This is a genomic window from Nonomuraea sp. NPDC050383, from assembly GCF_044459125.1.
In the GTDB taxonomy this organism is placed as follows: domain Bacteria; phylum Actinomycetota; class Actinomycetes; order Streptosporangiales; family Streptosporangiaceae; genus Nonomuraea.
The window spans coordinates 22,216-38,338 of the sequence record NZ_JBITIP010000007.1 but is presented as its reverse complement, the minus strand read 5'-3'; the positions used below and the strand labels follow the sequence as shown (position 1 = coordinate 38,338).

The 16,123-nt window shown below is 71.3% G+C and carries 14 protein-coding genes; 3 read left to right on the top strand and 11 right to left on the bottom strand.

All coding sequences use genetic code 11. The features are described from left to right. Positions 1 to 52: 52 nt before the first annotated feature. From ACIBG4_RS18780 to metH, 8 genes are all read right to left on the bottom strand, one after another. Positions 53 to 1,045, bottom strand: coding sequence for a dipeptide ABC transporter ATP-binding protein (locus ACIBG4_RS18780; protein ID WP_355449325.1), 993 nt, complete (start codon positions 1,043 to 1,045; stop codon positions 53 to 55). A gap of 68 nt (positions 1,046 to 1,113) precedes the next feature. Continuing rightward, positions 1,114 to 2,142: an ABC transporter ATP-binding protein gene (locus tag ACIBG4_RS18775; protein WP_310709035.1), complete on the bottom strand. Its 1,029-nt coding sequence runs from the start codon at positions 2,140 to 2,142 to the stop codon at positions 1,114 to 1,116. Beyond that, a complete protein-coding gene (locus ACIBG4_RS18770; protein ID WP_310709034.1) occupies positions 2,139 to 3,152 on the bottom strand; it encodes an ABC transporter permease in 1,014 nt (337 codons plus the stop codon). The genes ACIBG4_RS18775 and ACIBG4_RS18770 overlap by 4 nt, the downstream gene beginning before the upstream one ends. Before the next feature lie 96 nt (positions 3,153 to 3,248). Further along, a complete protein-coding gene (locus tag ACIBG4_RS18765; RefSeq protein ID WP_397202820.1) occupies positions 3,249 to 5,015 on the bottom strand; it encodes an ABC transporter substrate-binding protein in 1,767 nt (588 codons plus the stop codon). A gap of 58 nt (positions 5,016 to 5,073) precedes the next feature. Continuing rightward, on the bottom strand, positions 5,074 to 6,072 hold the full coding sequence (locus tag ACIBG4_RS18760; protein ID WP_397202819.1) for an ABC transporter permease: 999 nt from the start codon (positions 6,070 to 6,072) through the stop codon (positions 5,074 to 5,076). Positions 6,073 to 6,386: 314 nt separating this feature from the next. Next, positions 6,387 to 6,887: a cellulose synthase gene (locus ACIBG4_RS18755; protein WP_310709031.1), complete on the bottom strand. Its 501-nt coding sequence runs from the start codon at positions 6,885 to 6,887 to the stop codon at positions 6,387 to 6,389. Positions 6,888 to 7,041: 154 nt separating this feature from the next. Further along, entirely contained in the window at positions 7,042 to 7,686 is a 645-nt protein-coding gene (locus ACIBG4_RS18750) for an HAD family hydrolase (RefSeq protein ID WP_397202818.1), read from the bottom strand. Between the two features lie 68 nt (positions 7,687 to 7,754). Next, complete coding sequence (metH, locus tag ACIBG4_RS18745) at positions 7,755 to 11,222, bottom strand: methionine synthase (protein ID WP_397202816.1); 3,468 nt, start codon at positions 11,220 to 11,222, stop codon at positions 7,755 to 7,757. A gap of 227 nt (positions 11,223 to 11,449) precedes the next feature. On the opposite strand from metH, the gene ACIBG4_RS18740 reads away from it, so the two are divergent. Both ACIBG4_RS18740 and ACIBG4_RS18735 read left to right on the top strand, forming a co-directional pair. Further along, positions 11,450 to 12,304 carry a PAC2 family protein gene (locus tag ACIBG4_RS18740; RefSeq protein ID WP_397202815.1) on the top strand — a complete coding sequence of 285 codons (855 nt, stop codon included), beginning with the start codon at positions 11,450 to 11,452 and terminating at the stop codon, positions 12,302 to 12,304. A 253-nt stretch (positions 12,305 to 12,557) separates the two neighbouring features. Next, positions 12,558 to 13,058, top strand: coding sequence for a hypothetical protein (locus ACIBG4_RS18735; RefSeq protein WP_397202814.1), 501 nt, complete (start codon positions 12,558 to 12,560; stop codon positions 13,056 to 13,058). A gap of 85 nt (positions 13,059 to 13,143) precedes the next feature. Here the strand turns inward: ACIBG4_RS18735 and ACIBG4_RS18730 are convergent, their stop codons facing one another. Both ACIBG4_RS18730 and ACIBG4_RS18725 read right to left on the bottom strand, forming a co-directional pair. Beyond that, positions 13,144 to 13,851 (bottom strand): sirohydrochlorin chelatase, encoded by a 708-nt coding sequence (locus ACIBG4_RS18730; protein WP_397202813.1) that lies wholly within the window; start codon positions 13,849 to 13,851, stop codon positions 13,144 to 13,146. An 86-nt stretch (positions 13,852 to 13,937) separates the two neighbouring features. Beyond that, a complete protein-coding gene (locus tag ACIBG4_RS18725) occupies positions 13,938 to 15,107 on the bottom strand; it encodes a uroporphyrinogen-III synthase (RefSeq protein ID WP_397202812.1) in 1,170 nt (389 codons plus the stop codon). A 296-nt stretch (positions 15,108 to 15,403) separates the two neighbouring features. Between ACIBG4_RS18725 and ACIBG4_RS18720 the strand changes: the two genes are divergently transcribed. After that, the gene (locus tag ACIBG4_RS18720) at positions 15,404 to 15,889 is read left to right on the top strand and encodes a peptide deformylase (protein ID WP_310709024.1); all 486 of its coding nucleotides are present in this window, start codon (positions 15,404 to 15,406) and stop codon (positions 15,887 to 15,889) included. Here the strand turns inward: ACIBG4_RS18720 and ACIBG4_RS18715 are convergent. Further along, entirely contained in the window at positions 15,825 to 16,109 is a 285-nt protein-coding gene (locus ACIBG4_RS18715) for a WhiB family transcriptional regulator (protein WP_310709023.1), read from the bottom strand. The genes ACIBG4_RS18720 and ACIBG4_RS18715 overlap by 65 nt on opposite strands. Positions 16,110 to 16,123 lie beyond the last annotated feature (14 nt).

Here is a 16,123-nt window from a genome sequence, read left to right as displayed (position 1 = left end):
CGCCCCCGGCAGGTGGGGAGGCGGGCGGTGCGGCGGGTGGTGCGGCCGGGTGTCAGGCCGTGACCGGCTCTTCCTTGCCGGCCGCGGGCACGTCCGGGGCGTTCTCCGGGAAGTGGCAGGCGACGCGGTGCCCGGTGGCCAGCTCCGCCAGCGGCGGCTCGACCTTCTTGCAGATGTCCTGCGCCTTCCAGCAGCGGGTGTGGAAGCGGCAGGCGGGCGGCGGGTTGAGCGGGCTGGGCACGTCGCCGGTCAGGCGGATGCGCTCGCGCCCGGCGCGTCCGCGCGGGTCGGGCACGGGCACGGCCGACATGAGGGCGTTGGTGTACGGGTGCATGGGCGCGGCGTACAGGCTCTTGCGGTCGGCGATCTCGACGATCTTGCCGAGGTACATGACGGCCACGCGGTCGCTGATGTGGCGGACCACCGACAGGTCGTGCGCGATGACCACGTACGTGAGGTCCAGCTCGTTCTGCAGGTCCTCCAGCAGGTTGACGACCTGAGCCTGGATGGACACGTCCAGGGCCGACACCGGCTCGTCGGCGATGATGAGCTTCGGCTTGAGCGCGAGCGTGCGGGCGATGCCGATGCGCTGGCGCTGGCCGCCGGAGAACTCGTGCGGGTAGCGGTTGTAGTGCTCGGGGTTGAGGCCGACGAGTTCGAGGATCTCCTGGACGGCCTTCTTGATGCCGTTGTCGGTCTGGACGCCCTGGATGCGGAACGGGGCGCCGACGATGGCGCCGACCGTGTGGCGGGGGTTCAGCGACGAGTACGGGTCCTGGAAGATCATCTGCATGTCGCGCCGGAGCGGGCGCAGCCTGCCCTGGCTCATGTGCGTGATGTCGCGGCCCTCGAACAGGACCTGGCCGGCCGTGGGCTCCAGCAGCCGGGTCACCAGGCGGCCCGTGGTGGACTTTCCGCAGCCCGACTCCCCCACCAGGCCGAGCGTCTCGCCCTTGTAGACGTCGAAGCTGATGCCGTCGACGGCCTTGACGGCGCCGACCTGCCGCTTGAGCAGGCCCTTGGTGACGGGGAAGTGCTTCTCCATGTCCCGGACGGACAGGAGCGGGTCGCCCTGCCGGGCGGGCTCGGTCGCGGGCGGGGTCTGGGGCTCGCTCACTGGCTCTCCAGCACTGGCTTGATCTCGGTCTCCCACAGGGTGCGCCGCTCGGCCGGGCTCATGTGGCAGCGCACGAGGTGGCCGCCCTCGGTCTCGGCGAGCGCCGGCACCTCCGTGTCGGCCCTGCCGCCGGTCCGCTCCGCGTACGGGCAGCGCGGGTGGAAGGCGCAGCCGGGCGGCACGTTGATGAGCGACGGCGGGCTGCCCTTGATCGGCAGGAGCCGCTCGGTGGGCTCGCGGTCGAGGCGGGGCATGGATCCCAGCAGACCCCAGGTGTAGGGGTGCTCGGGACGGTAGAAGATGTCGTCGGCCGTGCCGTACTCGATGCACTTGCCGCCGTACATGACGAGGATGTCGTCGGACAGCTCGGCGACCACGCCCAGGTCGTGGGTGATGATGATGAGCGCGGAGTCGAACTCCCGCTGCAGGTCCCGCATGAGGTCCAGGATCTGGGCCTGCACGGTGACGTCCAGCGCGGTGGTCGGCTCGTCGGCGATGAGCAGCTCGGGGTCGCACGAGAGCGCCATGGCGATCATGGCGCGCTGGCGCATGCCGCCGGAGAACTCGTGCGGGTAGGCGTCCACCCGGCGGGCCGGCTCGGGGATGCCGACGCGGCCCAGCATGTCCACGGCGTGCTTCCTGGCCACGGACTTGGAGACGTTGTGGTGGATGCGGTACGCCTCGATGATCTGGTCGCCCACGGTGTAGAAGGGGTGCATCGCCGACAGCGGATCCTGGAAGATCATCGCCATCTTCTTGCCGCGCAGGCCGCGCACGTGCTCCTGGGAGGCGCCGACCAGCTCCTCACCGTCGAGCCAGATCTCGCCGGAGATGTCGGCGCCCCTGCCCTTGTGCAGGCCGAGGATGCCGAGGCTGGTCACGGACTTGCCGGAGCCGGACTCGCCGACGATGCCGAGCGTCTTGCCCCGTTCGAGGCTGAAGGTCAGCCCGTCCACGGACCTGACCAGGCCGTCGTCGGTCGGGAAGTGGATCTTCAGGTCTTTGACATCGAGAAAGGGGGTCACGCCAGCCTCACCCTCGGGTCGACGACCGCGTAGAGCAGGTCCACGATCAGGTTGGCCAGGATGATGAAGGTCGCCGCGAGCAGCGTGACGCCCATCACCTGGGGGAGGTCGTTGTTGCTGATGGCGTCCACGGCGTACTTGCCGATGCCGGGCAGGGAGAACGTGCTCTCGGTCAGCACCGCGCCGCCGAGCAGCAGTCCCAGGTCGAGGCCGAACATCGTGAGCACGGGCGTGAGCGTGGCGCGCAGGCCGTGCTTGAGCACCACGACCCGCTCAGGCAGGCCCTTGGCCCTGGCCGTTCGGATGTAGTCCTCGGACATGGTCTCCAGCATGCCGGCGCGGGTGAGCCGGGCGTAGCCGGCCGCGTACAGGAAGGCCAGCGTGACCCACGGCAGGATCAGGTTGTTGGCCCAGGTGAACGGGTCCTCGGTGAGCGGCACCCAGTCGGCCACGTCGCCGACCAGGCCGAGCTGGTCGCGGAAGATGGCCAGCGAGACGATGCCGGTGAAGAAGATGGGCAGGGACACGCCGGCCAGGGCGATGCCCATGGAGACGCGGTCGAAGAAGCTGCCCCGCTTGAGCGCGGACACCACGCCGGTCGCCACGCCGAAGATGACCCACACGACGGCCGCGCCGAGTGCCAGCGACAGCGTGATCGGCAGCCGGTTGAGCAGGTCGGGCAGGACCGGGTTCTGGGACACGTAGGAGTAGCCCAGGCAGGGGGCCGGGCAGTGCTCGATGCCGGGGCCGTAGTTGCGGTCGACGCCGACGAAGATGCCCTTAACGAACCGGCCGTACTGCACGATGATCGGGTCGTTGAAGCCCAGCCGGATGGCCGTGTCGTGGATGACCTGGGCGTTGGCCGCCTTGCCCACGTACCGGGAGGCGAGGTCGTCAGCGGACATCCCAGCGAGCCGAGGCACGAGGAAGAAGATGGCGAACGTCGCGATGCTCACCACGAAGAGCAGCATGACGGCCGCTACCAACCGTCTGAGAATGTATGTCACCACTGATCTCGGCCACGGCGGCCGGGCCTTGTGGGCCCGGCCGCCCAAGCCTTCACCTGCTTTCGACGGACGTTCCTGCGGGATTGCCCCGGCCGGGTGCTACTGGGTGCTCAGCGTGAGGAACTCGTACATGCCCCAGTTCTGGCTGACGAAGACGTTCTTCAGCGTGGGCGGCCGGTAGAACAGGCCGTGCGCCCACACGTAGGGCAGGATGAACGCCGAGTCCATGACCTGCTTGTCCACCGCGGCCCAGATGGCGCCGCGCTTGGTGGCGTCCGTCTCGGCCGCCGCCTGGTCGATCAGCTCGTCGATCTTGGGGTCCTTCACGCCGAGGTTGGTGTTACCGGCGGGACGGATGACCCGGCTGTCGACGATCTGCTGGAAGAAGCCGAAGCCCTCGGGGTAGTCGGCGCCCCAGCCGTAGACGATGAGGCCCAGGCCGTTCTTCTTGGCGAAGTCGGGCTTGCCGGCGTACAGCTTGAAGTAGTCACCCTGCGGGTAGCCCTTGACGTCCAGCTTGATGCCCACGCGGGCGAGCGACTGCTGCAGCGCCTCGGCGGTCTGCTTCTCGGCGGCGCGCTCGTTGCGGAAGGAGATGGTGGTGCTGAAGCCGTTCGGCTGGCCGCAGGCCGCCAGCTCCTCCTTGGCCTTCTCGACGTTGCCGCCGGGGTTGGCCTCGACGCCGTACGGGTCGATCTTCTGGTAGCCGGTCATCTTCGGCGGCATGAGGCTCAGGGCGACGTCGCCGCCGGCGTCGGGGCCGCCGTAGGCGCCCTGGATGGCCGAGCGGTCGGCCGCGTAGAGGACCGCCTTGCGGCAGTGGATGTTGTCGAACGGCTTGACGTCACCGTTGATGTTGGTGAACCAGGTCCGGTCGATCAGGGCCGAGTCGGCGTACTGCTTGACCTTGTCGTCGGTCAGGACCGTCTTGCGGGCGTTGGCGGCCACGCCGGTGCTGTTGACCTTGACGTCGATCTTGCCGGACAGCAGGCGCTGGTCGAGGTCGTCCTCGTTCTGGCCGAGCAGCACCTCGATGGAGTCGTTGAGCTGCTTGCGGTTCGGGTCGGTCGCCGGGTCCCAGTTCGGGTTCTTCACGAGCTCGATGCGCTTGGTGAGCTCGTGCGACTTGAACATGTACGGGCCCGTCGAGACCGGGTGCTCCTTGTACTTGGAGCCGGTGTCCTTGGCCTCGGGCACGGGGGCCGTCTGCGGGAGCATGGCGAAGTAGTCGAAACCGCCGTACGGCTTCTTCAGGTGGAAGACGACCGTCCGGTCGTCGGGCGTCTCGACGCCCTTCCAGTCGTCGAGCTTGCCCTTCATCTTGTACGGGCCCGTGTAGTCGCCCGTGTCGAGCCAGTCGTTGAAGTAGGTGGGGCCGCTGGGCAGGATGTCCTTGTCCAGCGAGCGGGCCACGGCGTACTTCACGTCCTTGGACGTCACCGGGGTGCCGTCCTCGAACTTGACGCCCTCGCGCAGCTTGTACGTCCAGGTCTTGCCGCCGTCGCTGGGCTTGCCCAGGTCCTCGGCGAGGTCGCCGACGAGCTGCAGGCCCTCCTCGCCCGGCACCGGCTTGAACATGGTCAGCGCGCGCGTGTAGAAGCGGGAGAAGTTCCACGCGTAGCCGTAGTACTGGTCGCCCGGGTCCACCGAGTCGAAGTCGCCGGGCATGCCCATCCGGAGCGTGCCGCCGGTCTTCGTCGACGGGTTGACGACCTGCGTCACCGCCGCGTTGTACTGGCTGGCGGGGGCCGCGTCACTGCCGCCGGAGGAGCTCTTGGAGCCACCGCCACCGCCGCCGCACGCGGAGACGACCAGGGCGAGAGCGGCGGTCGTTGCGACCGCCGACGCCGTTGATCTTATCTTCATGGACCTGACACACCCCTTGATCTAGGAGTTCGTAGAACTTTCGGAAACCTCACGAGGTCTATCGCGCCTTGGGGTCGAAAGCGTCCCTGAGGCCGTCACCGAGCAGGTTGAACGCCAGCACGGTGACGAAGATGGCGAGACCGGGGAAGAGCATGAAGTTCGGCGCGACGTCGTAGTTGTGCACGGCCTCGGCGAGCATGCCTCCCCACGTCGGGGTCGGCGGCCGCACGCCCACGCCCAGGAAGGACAGCGCGGCCTCGAACAGGATGTTCGACGGGATCAGCAGCGTCGAGTAGACGAGGATCGGCGCGATCAGGTTGGGCAGGATCTCCTTGAACAGGATCACGTGGTTGCGCGCGCCGAGGCTGCGGGCGGCGTCGACGAACTCGCGTTCGCGCAGCGTGAGGGTCTGTCCGCGGATGATGCGCCCGATGTAGGGCCAGTTGAAGAAGCCGATGATGAACACCAGCAGGCTGATCCTCAGTGTGTCGCCCGACATGCCGAACGCCTTGTCGGGGATCACCCCCGCCAGCGCCAGCGCGAACACCAGCAGCGGGAAGGCCAGGAAGATGTCCATGAGCCGGCTGATGACGGTGTCGATCCAGCCGCCGAAGAATCCGGCGATCATCCCGAACACGGTGCCGAGCACCACGCAGAGCAGGGTCGCGAAGAACGCGATCAGCAGGGAGATGCGGGCTCCGTACAGGATGCGGCTGAACAGGTCGCGGCCCGTGGTCGGCTCGACGCCGAAGAGGAAGTCCCAGCTCATGCCGCCGAACGCGCCGATCGGCGCCTGGATGGCCGGGTCGATCTTCTCCCGGTGCCACTCGGCCGGAGGGTGGCCGAGCCAGGAGACCAGCAACGGCGCGAAGATCGCGACCAGGATCAGCAGGATGATGACGATGCCGCCCGCCATGGCGACACGATCGCGCTTGAGGCGCATCCATGCGATCTGGCCGAGCGAACGCCCCTGGATGGCCTTGCGGTCCGCGCCGGCCGTGACCGCTTCCGGAGCGGCCTGCGACACGGATTCGGGCACGTCGAGCGGTGCGGTCATGCGCCCTCCCGTTGCGGCGCCGCGGGGCGCGCGAAGGCTCGCGTGACCGTGGAACTGCGCATGCGGTTCATGCCCCCTGGGTTGCAGACGACGACGTCCGTGCCGGACACCGTCCGATCTGGTGGCATCCGTGGGATCAGAGACCGCACGTCACGGCCCCAGGGTGCAGAATCTATGCCTTGAGCTGCGCTGACCAGCCCCCAGGGGCGCTATGTGGCTCAACTGTGACTGACGCGAAACTCATTCGTATTGATCTTGAACGGGATGTCAGGGAGGCATTCCGATTGTGTCGCAGATCTGTGACACAAGCCCGGTCACTTGATGCCGCGGCGCCGGAGGATGTCCTCGATGTCGGAGAAGTCCTCGTCACTCTTGCGCTTCGGGGGCGCCTCGACCGCAGGCTTGCCCGGCTGCGCGGGCCGCCCTCCGGCGCCCTCCTGGCCGGTCGCGGCCTGCCCCGTCACCTCTTCCCGGCGTGCCTTGCGGCCCTTGCGCGAGCCGCCCTCGCGGGCCAGCACGCGGCCCCGCATCACGCCGGAGACCACGAACAGCACCACGGACAGCCCGGCCACCGCGACACCGGCCCATACCAGCGGGTTGAGCACCAGGCTGGTGACGAACCCGACGACCGTCGCGCCGATCGTCCACAACGCCTGCAACGCGCCGGTCAGGTACGCGGCCACGGGCAGCAGCGCCCACGCCGCCGCGCGCATGCCCGCCGCCGCGCCCCTGCGGCGGAAGGCCAGGAAGCTGAGCACCAGCCCCGCGATGGTCAGTCCTGCGCACAGCGCCATCCACGGGATCTGTTCGAACATTCCGGCCGCCGCCCCTCGTCTCGACTACGCCTTCCATCCTGGCACGCGGACACCGGCCGGGCGCTCCTCCGCGAGGACCACTTCCCCCTTAGGGGAAGGGAGCCGGAGATCTCAGGGACGCCCCGCGGGGATCCCCCCCGGCGACCGGGGAGGGTCAGGCGGGGACGAGGGCGCGGAGGTCGGCGATCGTGACCGAGGTGAGCGAGGGGACGACCAGGCGGCCCGGGGCGGGCTCGACCGGCAGGACGCTCGGCACCGCCACCACCGCGCAGCCGGCCGCCGTGGCGGCCGCGACGCCCGTGGGAGAGTCCTCCAGCACCACGCAGCGGACCGGCTGCACGCCGAGCAGCCGCGCCGCCGTCAGGTACGGCTCCGGGTCCGGCTTGGTACGGGTCACGTCGTCGGCCGTGACGACCGCGTCGAAGCGCTCGCGCCCCACGCCCTTGAGCACCGCGTCCGCGATGTCCTTCAGCGAGGACGTGACCAGGGCCACCGGGACGCCCTCCGCGCGCAGCCCGTCGAGCAGCTCCGAGGCGCCCGGCATGATCCGCACCCCCTCGGACAGGGCGGCGACCATGCCGTCGACCATCCACTGCCACAGAGTCGCCGCAGGCACGTCCGCGCCCGACACCTGGATCATGTAGTCGACCGTGCGCTGCATGGAGCCGCCCACGAGGTGTGCCTGGTGCTCGGCGGTCCAGACGGCGCCCAGCCGGGCCATCACGCCGGTCTCGATCTCCAGCCACACCTTCTCGGTGTCGACGAGGAGGCCGTCCATGTCGAAGAAGGCGGCTTGCATGCGGCTCCGATCGGTCGCTGACGGGTGGCCGGACGGCCCGGCGCGGGGCCGGGCCGCCGGCTGGGGCGTCAGACGTTGAAGTACTTGGCCTCGGGGTGGTGGGCGACGAGGGCGGAGGTGGCCTGCTCGGGGTGGAGCTGGAACTCCTCCGACAGCGTGACCCCGATGCGCTCGGGCGAGAGCAGCTCGAAGAGCTGCACCTGGTCCTCCAGGTTGGGGCAGGCCGGGTAGCCGAACGAGTAGCGGCAGCCCTCGATGTTGACCTTGAGCATGTCGTCCAGCGACTCCTCGCCGCCGATGCCCAGCTCCGCCCGGACCCGCGCGTGCCAGTACTCGGCCAGCGCCTCGGTGAGCTGGACGGACAGGCCGTGCAGCTCCAGGTAGTCGCGGTAGGCGTCCTTGGCGAACAGCTCCGCCGTGGCCTCGGAGATCTTGCCGCCCATGGTCGCCACCTGGAACGCGACCACGTCCACCTCGCCGGACTCGCGCGGGCGGAAGAAGTCGGCCAGGCACAGGTGGCGGTCGCGGCGCTGGCGCGGGAACGTGAAGCGGGTGCGCTCGCGGCCCGCGTCGTCCAGGATGATCAGCGAGTCGCCGTCGCTGACGCACGGGAAGTAGCCGTACACGACGGCCGCCTCCAGCAGGCCCTCGGTCTGGATGCGGTCGAGCCACATGCGCAGCCGGGGCCGGCCCTCGGTCTCCACCAGCTCCTCGTAGTCGGGGCCGTCGCCGCCGCGGGTCGGCTTGAGCCCCCACTGGCCCAGGAACAGCGCGCGCTCGTCGAGGAAGGCGGCGTACTCGGTCAGCGAGATGCCCTTGACGATGCGGTCGCCGTGGAAGGGCGCCACCGGCACGCGGTTGTCGGTGGCCACGTCGGAGCGGGCGGGCAGCTCCTCGACGGGGGTGCGCTGGAGCACGGCGCCGGTCTTGACGCGGCGCTCGCGCAGCGGCGGCAGCGTCGCGCCGGCCACGCCGCGCTTGACGGCCATGAACGAGTCCATGAGCCGCAGCCCCTCGAAGGCGTCGCGGGCGTAGCGCACCTCGCCCTCGAACAGCTCGGCGAGGTCCTGCTCGACGTAGGCGCGGGTGAGCGCGGCGCCGCCCAGCAGCACCGGGTACTTCTCGGCCAGGCCCCTGGAGTTCATCTCCTCCAGGTTCTCCTTCATGATGACCGTCGACTTCACCAGCAGGCCGGACATGCCGATGACGTCGGCCTTGCTGTCGTCGGCGGCCTCCAGGATCGCGGAGACGGGCTGCTTGATGCCGAGGTTGACGACCTGGTAGCCGTTGTTGGACAGGATGATGTCGACGAGGTTCTTGCCGATGTCGTGGACGTCGCCCTTGACGGTGGCCAGCACGATGCGGCCCTTCGTCTCGCCCTCCACCCGGTCCATGTGCGGCTCCAGGTAGGCGACGGCCGCCTTCATGACCTCGGCCGATTGGAGCACGAACGGCAGCTGCATCTGGCCGGAGCCGAACAGCTCGCCGACGGTCTTCATGCCGTCGAGCAGCACCTCGTTGATGATCTCCAGGGCGGGCCGCTGGTCCAGGCCGGCGTCGAGGTCGGCCTCCAGGCCCTTGCGCTCGCCGTCGATGATGCGCCGCTTGAGCCGCTCCCACAGCGGCAGCGCGGCCAGCTCCTCGGCCCTGCCGGCGCGCACGGCGGCGGCGTCGACGCCCTCGAACAGGTCCATGAACCGCTGCAGCGGGTCGTAGCCCTCGCGGCGCCGGTCGTAGACCATGTCGAGCGCGACCTGGCGCTGCTCGTCGGGGATGCGGGCCATCGGCACGATCTTGGAGGCGTGGACGATGGCCGAGTCGAGGCCGGCGTTGACGCACTCGTTGAGGAACACCGAGTTGAGCACCATGCGCGCGGCCGGGTTGAGGCCGAAGGAGATGTTGGACAGGCCCAGCGTGGTCTGCACGCCCGGGTAGCGGCGCTTGAGCTCGCCGATGGCCTCGATGGTCTCCAGGCCGTCGCGGCGGGTCTCCTCCTGGCCGGTGGCGATGGGGAAGGTCAGGCAGTCGACGATGATGTCCTCGACCCGCATGCCCCAGTTGCCGGTCAGGTCCTCGATGAGGCGGGTGGCGACGCGCACCTTCCAGTCGGCGGTGCGGGCCTGGCCCTCCTCGTCGATGGTGAGGGCGACCACGGCCGCGCCGTGCTCCCGGACCAGCCGCATGATCTTCTGGAAGCGGGAGTCGGGGCCGGCGCCGTCCTCGTAGTTGACGGAGTTGACGGCGGCGCGGCCGCCGAGCATCTCCAGGCCGGCCTTGAGCACCTCGGGCTCGGTGGAGTCGAGCATGATCGGCAGCGTGGAGGCGGTGGCGAAACGGAAGGCCAGCTCCCGCATGTCGCCGACGCCGTCGCGGCCGACGTAGTCGACGCACAGGTCGAGCATGTGGGCGCCGTCGCGGGCCTGGTCGCGCGCCATCTCGACGCAGTCGTCCCAGCGGCCCGCCAGCATGGCCTCGCGGAACGCCTTGGAGCCGTTGGTGTTGCACCGCTCGCCGATCGCCAGGTAGGAGGTGTCCTGCCGGAACGGGACGCTCTGGTACAGCGAGGACGCGCCGGGCTCCGGGTGCGGGCGGCGCGTCACGGGCTCGCGGCCGCGCACCCGCTCGACGACCTGGCGCAGGTGCTCGGGCGTGGTGCCGCAGCAGCCGCCGATCATCGACAGGCCGTAGTCGCGGGTGAAGGCGTCGTGGGCGTCGGCCAGCTCCTGGGCGCCGAGCGGGTAGTAGGCGCCGTCGGAGGTCAGCACCGGCAGGCCGGCGTTGGGCATGCAGGACAGCTTCAGCCGGGAGTGGCGGGCGAGGTAGCGCAGGTGCTCGCTCATCTCGGCGGGGCCGGTGGCGCAGTTGAGGCCGATCACGTCGACGCCGAGCGGCTCGATCGCGGTCAGCGCGGCGCCGATCTCGGAGCCGAGCAGCATCGCGCCGTTGGTCTCGATCGTCACCTGGGCGATGACCGGCACGTCACGGCCGGAGTCCTCGGCGGCCCGCTTGGCGCCGACGACGGCGGCCTTGACCTGGAGGAGGTCCTGGCAGGTCTCGATGATGATCGCGTCGGCGCCGCCCGCGATGAGGCCGGCGGCGTTGTCGCGGTAGGCGTCGCGCAGGCTGGCGTACGGCAGGTGACCGAGGGTGGGCAGCTTGGTGCCGGGACCCATCGAGCCGAGCACGAAGCGCGGCTGGTCGGGGGTGGACCAGTGGTCGGCCCGCTCCCGGGCGATGCGCGCGCCCGCCTCGGAGTACTCGAAGACCCGGTCGGAGATGTCGTACTCGCCGAGGGCCGCGAGGTTGGCGCCGAAGGTGTTGGTCTCGACGCAGTCGACGCCGACGGCGAAGTACGCGTCGTGGACGCCGGCGACGATGTCGGGCCGGGTGACGTTGAGCACCTCGTTGCAGCCCTCGAGTCCCTCGAAGTCGTCGAGGGTGGGGTCCTGCGCCTGCAGCATCGTCCCCATGGCGCCGTCGGCGACGATCACTCGCTGGGACAGGGCTTCACGGAAGGAGGACGCGGGGCTGCTCATGGCGCTCAGCTTATCGGCTGTGCCCGCCGCGGGTTCTCGGGGACACGGGAATTGGATCATCAGGGCTCGCGTCCCTGCACCGGCGTCACTCCGGTAACGGGATCCGGCCGCCGGTGGATGGTGCGGAGCCGGGCCCGCGTCTGGTAAAGGTGATCATCAGCACTCGGTGACATGAGCGGCTCCTCACCGCATAGGCTTAGCGGGACGGAGGAGAGAGGAGGCGACACATGATCGAGCTCGAAGGGCTCCCCGAGCTCGTCGACCCGGTGCTCATCGCCGCGTTCGAGGGGTGGAACGACGCGGGCGAGGCTTCCAGTGGTGTGATCGCCCACCTCGAGTCCGCGTGGAAGGCCGAGCCGCTGATCGCGCTCGACCCCGACGACTACTACGACTTCCAGGTCACCCGGCCCATCGTGGAGATGGGCGACGGGCTGACGCGTTCGATCGTGTGGCCGACGACCCGGCTCTTCCACGCGCGCCCGCCGGGGCTGGAGCGCGACGTGGTGCTGCTGCGCGGCATCGAGCCCAACATGCGCTGGCGCTCGTTCTGCGCCGACATCATCGAGGTCTGCCGCGAGCTGGGCGTGGAGCTGGCCGTCATGCTGGGCGCGCTGCTCAACGACTCCCCGCACACCCGGCCGGTGCCGATCCTGGGCGGCGCGACGGACGAGGCGCTGGCCCGCTCGACCAACCTGGAGCTGAGCCGCTACGAGGGCCCGACAGGCATCGTGGGCGTGCTCCAGCAAGCCTTCGGCGAGGCCGGGCTGAAGGCCGTGTCGCTGTGGGCGTCGGTGCCCCACTACGTCGCCCAGCCGCCCAACCCGAAGGCGACGCTGGCGCTGCTGCGCCGCATGGAGGACGTCCTGGACATCCCCATGCCGCTCGGCGACCTGGACGAGGAGGCCCGCGCGTGGGAGCGCGGCGTGGACGAGCTGGCGTCCCAGGACAGCGAGGTGGCCGAATACGTCAAGGAGCTCGAGGACCGCAAGGACGCGGCGGAGCTCCCCGAGGCCAGCGGCGACGCGATCGCGGCCGAGTTCGAGCGGTACCTGCGGCATCGCGACACCGATACTGACAGCTAACTTCCAGCATTTCCGGCGCGCTTCCCGCGCGCCGTCCGGGTCATAATCGGGGCCGTACGACGGCGAGGCCGGCCGGGGGTTCCAACCCGGTCAGGGCCTGGCCGAGGCTGAGGCAGGAGAGTCGGGCGTGCGCCGGTCACAGGGGCGTCACGCCGCCCCGTTCCACGTGACCGCCCACGTAAGGCCCCCCATGGTGACATCTCACGTAGACCCGCACCAGCGAAGCCAGGACGCCAGGCGACGTGTCCTGGAGATGGCGCTCTCCCTGCGCGACGGGCCGCCGGGCGGCTCGGTCGACCACTTCCTCGCGCTGCTGCAGTACCGCCTGCCGTTCTGGCTGAGCGTCCTGCACGACCTGTCCAACCACGCCGGCCGTGACACGGTCCGCGGCAATCTGGTGCCGGTGGCGCGGGCGGGCGTCGAGTACCACCTGGAGGTGCAGTCGGCCGCTCTGCCCGCGTTCAGCTCGCCTGACGTGACCGTGCGCGTCCGCGAGGCCATCCGCGCCGCGGGGCTCGGGCCGGACGCGGAGGTGACGCCGCTGGCCGCCTACCTGGAGGAGGAGCGGCGGCTCGGCCGGGTGGCGGCCCGCGTGGACCCGGAGGCGAGCGCGCGGCTGCTGCTCGCGGGCTGCTTCCACCGGGCCTACCTTGAGCTGTTCGTCGGGGCGGACGCGGTCCCGTCACGGGACGTGAGCGCCGAGGAGATCGTCCGCGAGCTACGGCTGGATCTTCCGCCTGAACGGCCCGCCTGACCGCCCGCCTGCTCCGTCCGCCCGCCCCCGCTGTGGCGGGCGCACGGAGGGGGCGGCGCGGGTCACGGCGGGCCTTCGGGTCAGGTCAGGCCGTCGCGGCGCGGGCGGCCAGGGCGGCCTCGTCGTAGCGGGCCCACACCAGCGACGCCACGTCCGGGTCCGCGCCCAGGGGGTCGGTGACGAGGTCGGCCCCCGCGGCCAGGAGACGGCCGTGGAAGTGACCGGGCGCCAGCACGTACGACGCGACGACCACCCGCCGGGCCGGACCGGACCCGGCCCGTTCCAGCGCCTCGGAGAGCGTCGGCGTGCCGGCCGAGGCGAACGCCGCGGTGACCGGCCGGCCGAGCCGCACCGCGAGGCGGTGGGCGGCGGCGCGCACGTCGGCCAGCGCCGCCGGGTCGGACGAGCCGGCCGCGCCGAGGACGACCGCGTCGGTGCGGCGCAGCCCCGCGCGGGTGAGCGAGCGGATCAGCGCGGAGGTGAGCAGCCCGTGGGGGCCGAGCGGCGCCGCCATGAGCGCCCCCGGCCGGTGCTCGGCGAGCACGGCGGGCAGGTCGACGTGGACGTGGTAGCCGCCGGCGAGCAGCAGCGGCGCCACGACCACCGGCCCCGGGACGGCCGGCAGGACGTCGCGCAGCAGCGGGCCGCTGATCTCCAGGTAGGCCAGCTCGACGCGGCGCCCCGGCCGTCGCCGGCGGACGGCGGCGGCCAGGTCGGCGAGGGTGCGCTCCCCCTCGGCGCTGCGCGTGCCGTGCGCCGCCAGCACCAGCGTGGGCGCGCCGCCCCGGGACACCGCCGGGGGAAGCCCCCGGGACGGCCCTTTCGGCAGCGCCCGGGACGGATGCGGAGACGGGCTCCGGGGCGGGCCCGGACGCACGCTCACTGGTGGGCCTCGTGGGTGCAGGCCAGGCGGTAGCCGCGCTTGACCACCGTCTCGACGATGCCGCCCGGCCCGAGCGCGCGCCGCAGCCGGGTGATCGCCATCTCGACCGCGTGCTCGGCCGAGTCGCGGGCCAGGCTGCCGGGCAGCACCGTGCGCAGCTCCGTACGGGACACCACGTGGCCGGGCTTGTCGGCCAGCCGCTTGAGCACGGCCATCGGCGCGGGCGGCAACGGCCGCAGCTCGCCGTCCACGACGACGGCGTGGCCGCGGATCTCCAGGTGGTGCCCGCCGGCGAGGACGCGGGTGACACCGTGCTCGGGCAGGTGCCGGGCCAGGGCGCGGGCCAGCGCGCCGAGCCGGGAGCGTTCCGGCTGGAGGGTGGGGATGCCGCGGGAGACGAGCGGGTCGGCGGTGACGGGGCCGACGCAGGCGGCGACGACCCGCTCGCCGAAGGCGGCCAGCAGCGGCTCCTCCTGCCCTTCGGCGCGGGCGGCGGCGAGCATGGCGTGCACGGCGGGCGCGCTGGTGAAGGCGACGGCGTCGACGGCTCCGGAGATCGTCTGGGTGATGAGGCGGCGCAGGGGCGAGGGGTCGCGGTAGGGCAGCCACCGGTAGACGGGGATCTCGATCACCTCGGCGCCCGCCGCGCGCAGGTCGGCGACGAAGTCGGCCAGCGGCTCGCCGTGGAGCTGCACCGCGATGCGCCGGCCCCGCAGGTCCTGGGCGAGCAGGTGCTCCTTGACCTCCTGGCAGGAGTCGGTGGCCGGCGTCCAGTGGTCGTCCAGGCCGGCGGCGCGGACCGCTCCCCTGGCCTTGGGGCCGCGGGTGAGCAGGCGGGCGCGGGCGAGCCGGGCGACGAGGTCGCCGGACAGGCCCCAGCCCTCGGCGGCGGCCACCCAGCCCCGGAAGCCCACGCCGGTGGTGACCACCACGTCGTCGAGGGGTCCTTCCAGGCTGAGGCGGGTGGCGGCCAGCAGGTCGGAGTCCTCGGCGAGCGGCACGAGGCGGATCGCCGGCGCGCTCACCACGCGGGCGCCTCTCCGTTCGAGCAACGCGCCGAACTCCTCCCGCCGGCGGGTCGCGGTGACGCCGACGGTGAAGCCGGACAGGGCGTTGGGAGCCGTCTCGTGGGTACGCGACGGGTCCTCGTCGGGGAGCGCGCTCACGCGGACACCTCCTGATGGATCGGGGGAGCCGGCGGGCCCGGCCGGGCCCCGAGCACCCGGCCGGGCATCACAGGCACGTGAGCCAGAAGTGAGATCACGCGGTCCATGGTGCTTTCGTGCCGTTTCGCCGCTGGGTCCCTTCTGTTACCGCTGTGCTACAAGCGCCCCGGAAACCGTGCGCGGCGAGAACGGCAGGCAGTTGTCACCGCGGTGCCACATCCGCCGCCGTCCGGGATTGATCGCGAGCGGGCGCGGGAAGCCTTCCGGGTGACCAAGCGACCTTTCGGGGAGGTTCGGTGACGGTCCGGCCCATCCGCCTGTTCGACGACCCGGTGCTGCGCTCGGTGGCGGCGCCGGTGCGCGACTTCGACCGCGAGCTGCGCGGCGTGGTCAAGGCGCTGATCGCGACGATGCGCGCCGGTCCGGGGCGCGCGGGACTGGCGGCGCCCCAGATCGGGGTGCCGCTGCGGGTGGTCGCCTACGCGTACGAGGGCCGGTCAGGCCACCTCGTCAACCCCCGCCTGGAGCTGTCGGAACGACGCGTCACGGCGGACGAGGCCTGCCTGTCGGCGCCGGGGGTGTGGTGGCCGCTGGAGCGCTCCTACATGGTGGTCGCGCGCGGCCGTGACATGTTCGGCAAGCCCGCGACGGTACGGGCGCTGGGCGTGCTGGCGAGGGTGCTGCAGCACGAGGTGGACCATCTGGACGGCGTGCTGTTCAGCGATCACCTGGAAGCAGGCGAGCGGGAACGGTTTCTGGCCGTCGCACGACCATCGGGATGAGGGAGCGGCGCTGGTCGGGGTCGGTGCCGCCCCAGACGCCGTTGACCTGGCGGGTGTCGATCGCGTAGTCCAGGCAGGGCTGGCGCACCGGGCATCCCCGGCACACCGACTTGGCCTGCTCCACCTGCTCACGGCCCGGCCCCTCCATCGTGATCGGGAAGAACAGTTCCGGGTCCATGGCCTGGCAGGCGGCCCTGCGTGACCAGTCGAGCATCATCATGCTCAGGGCGCCTA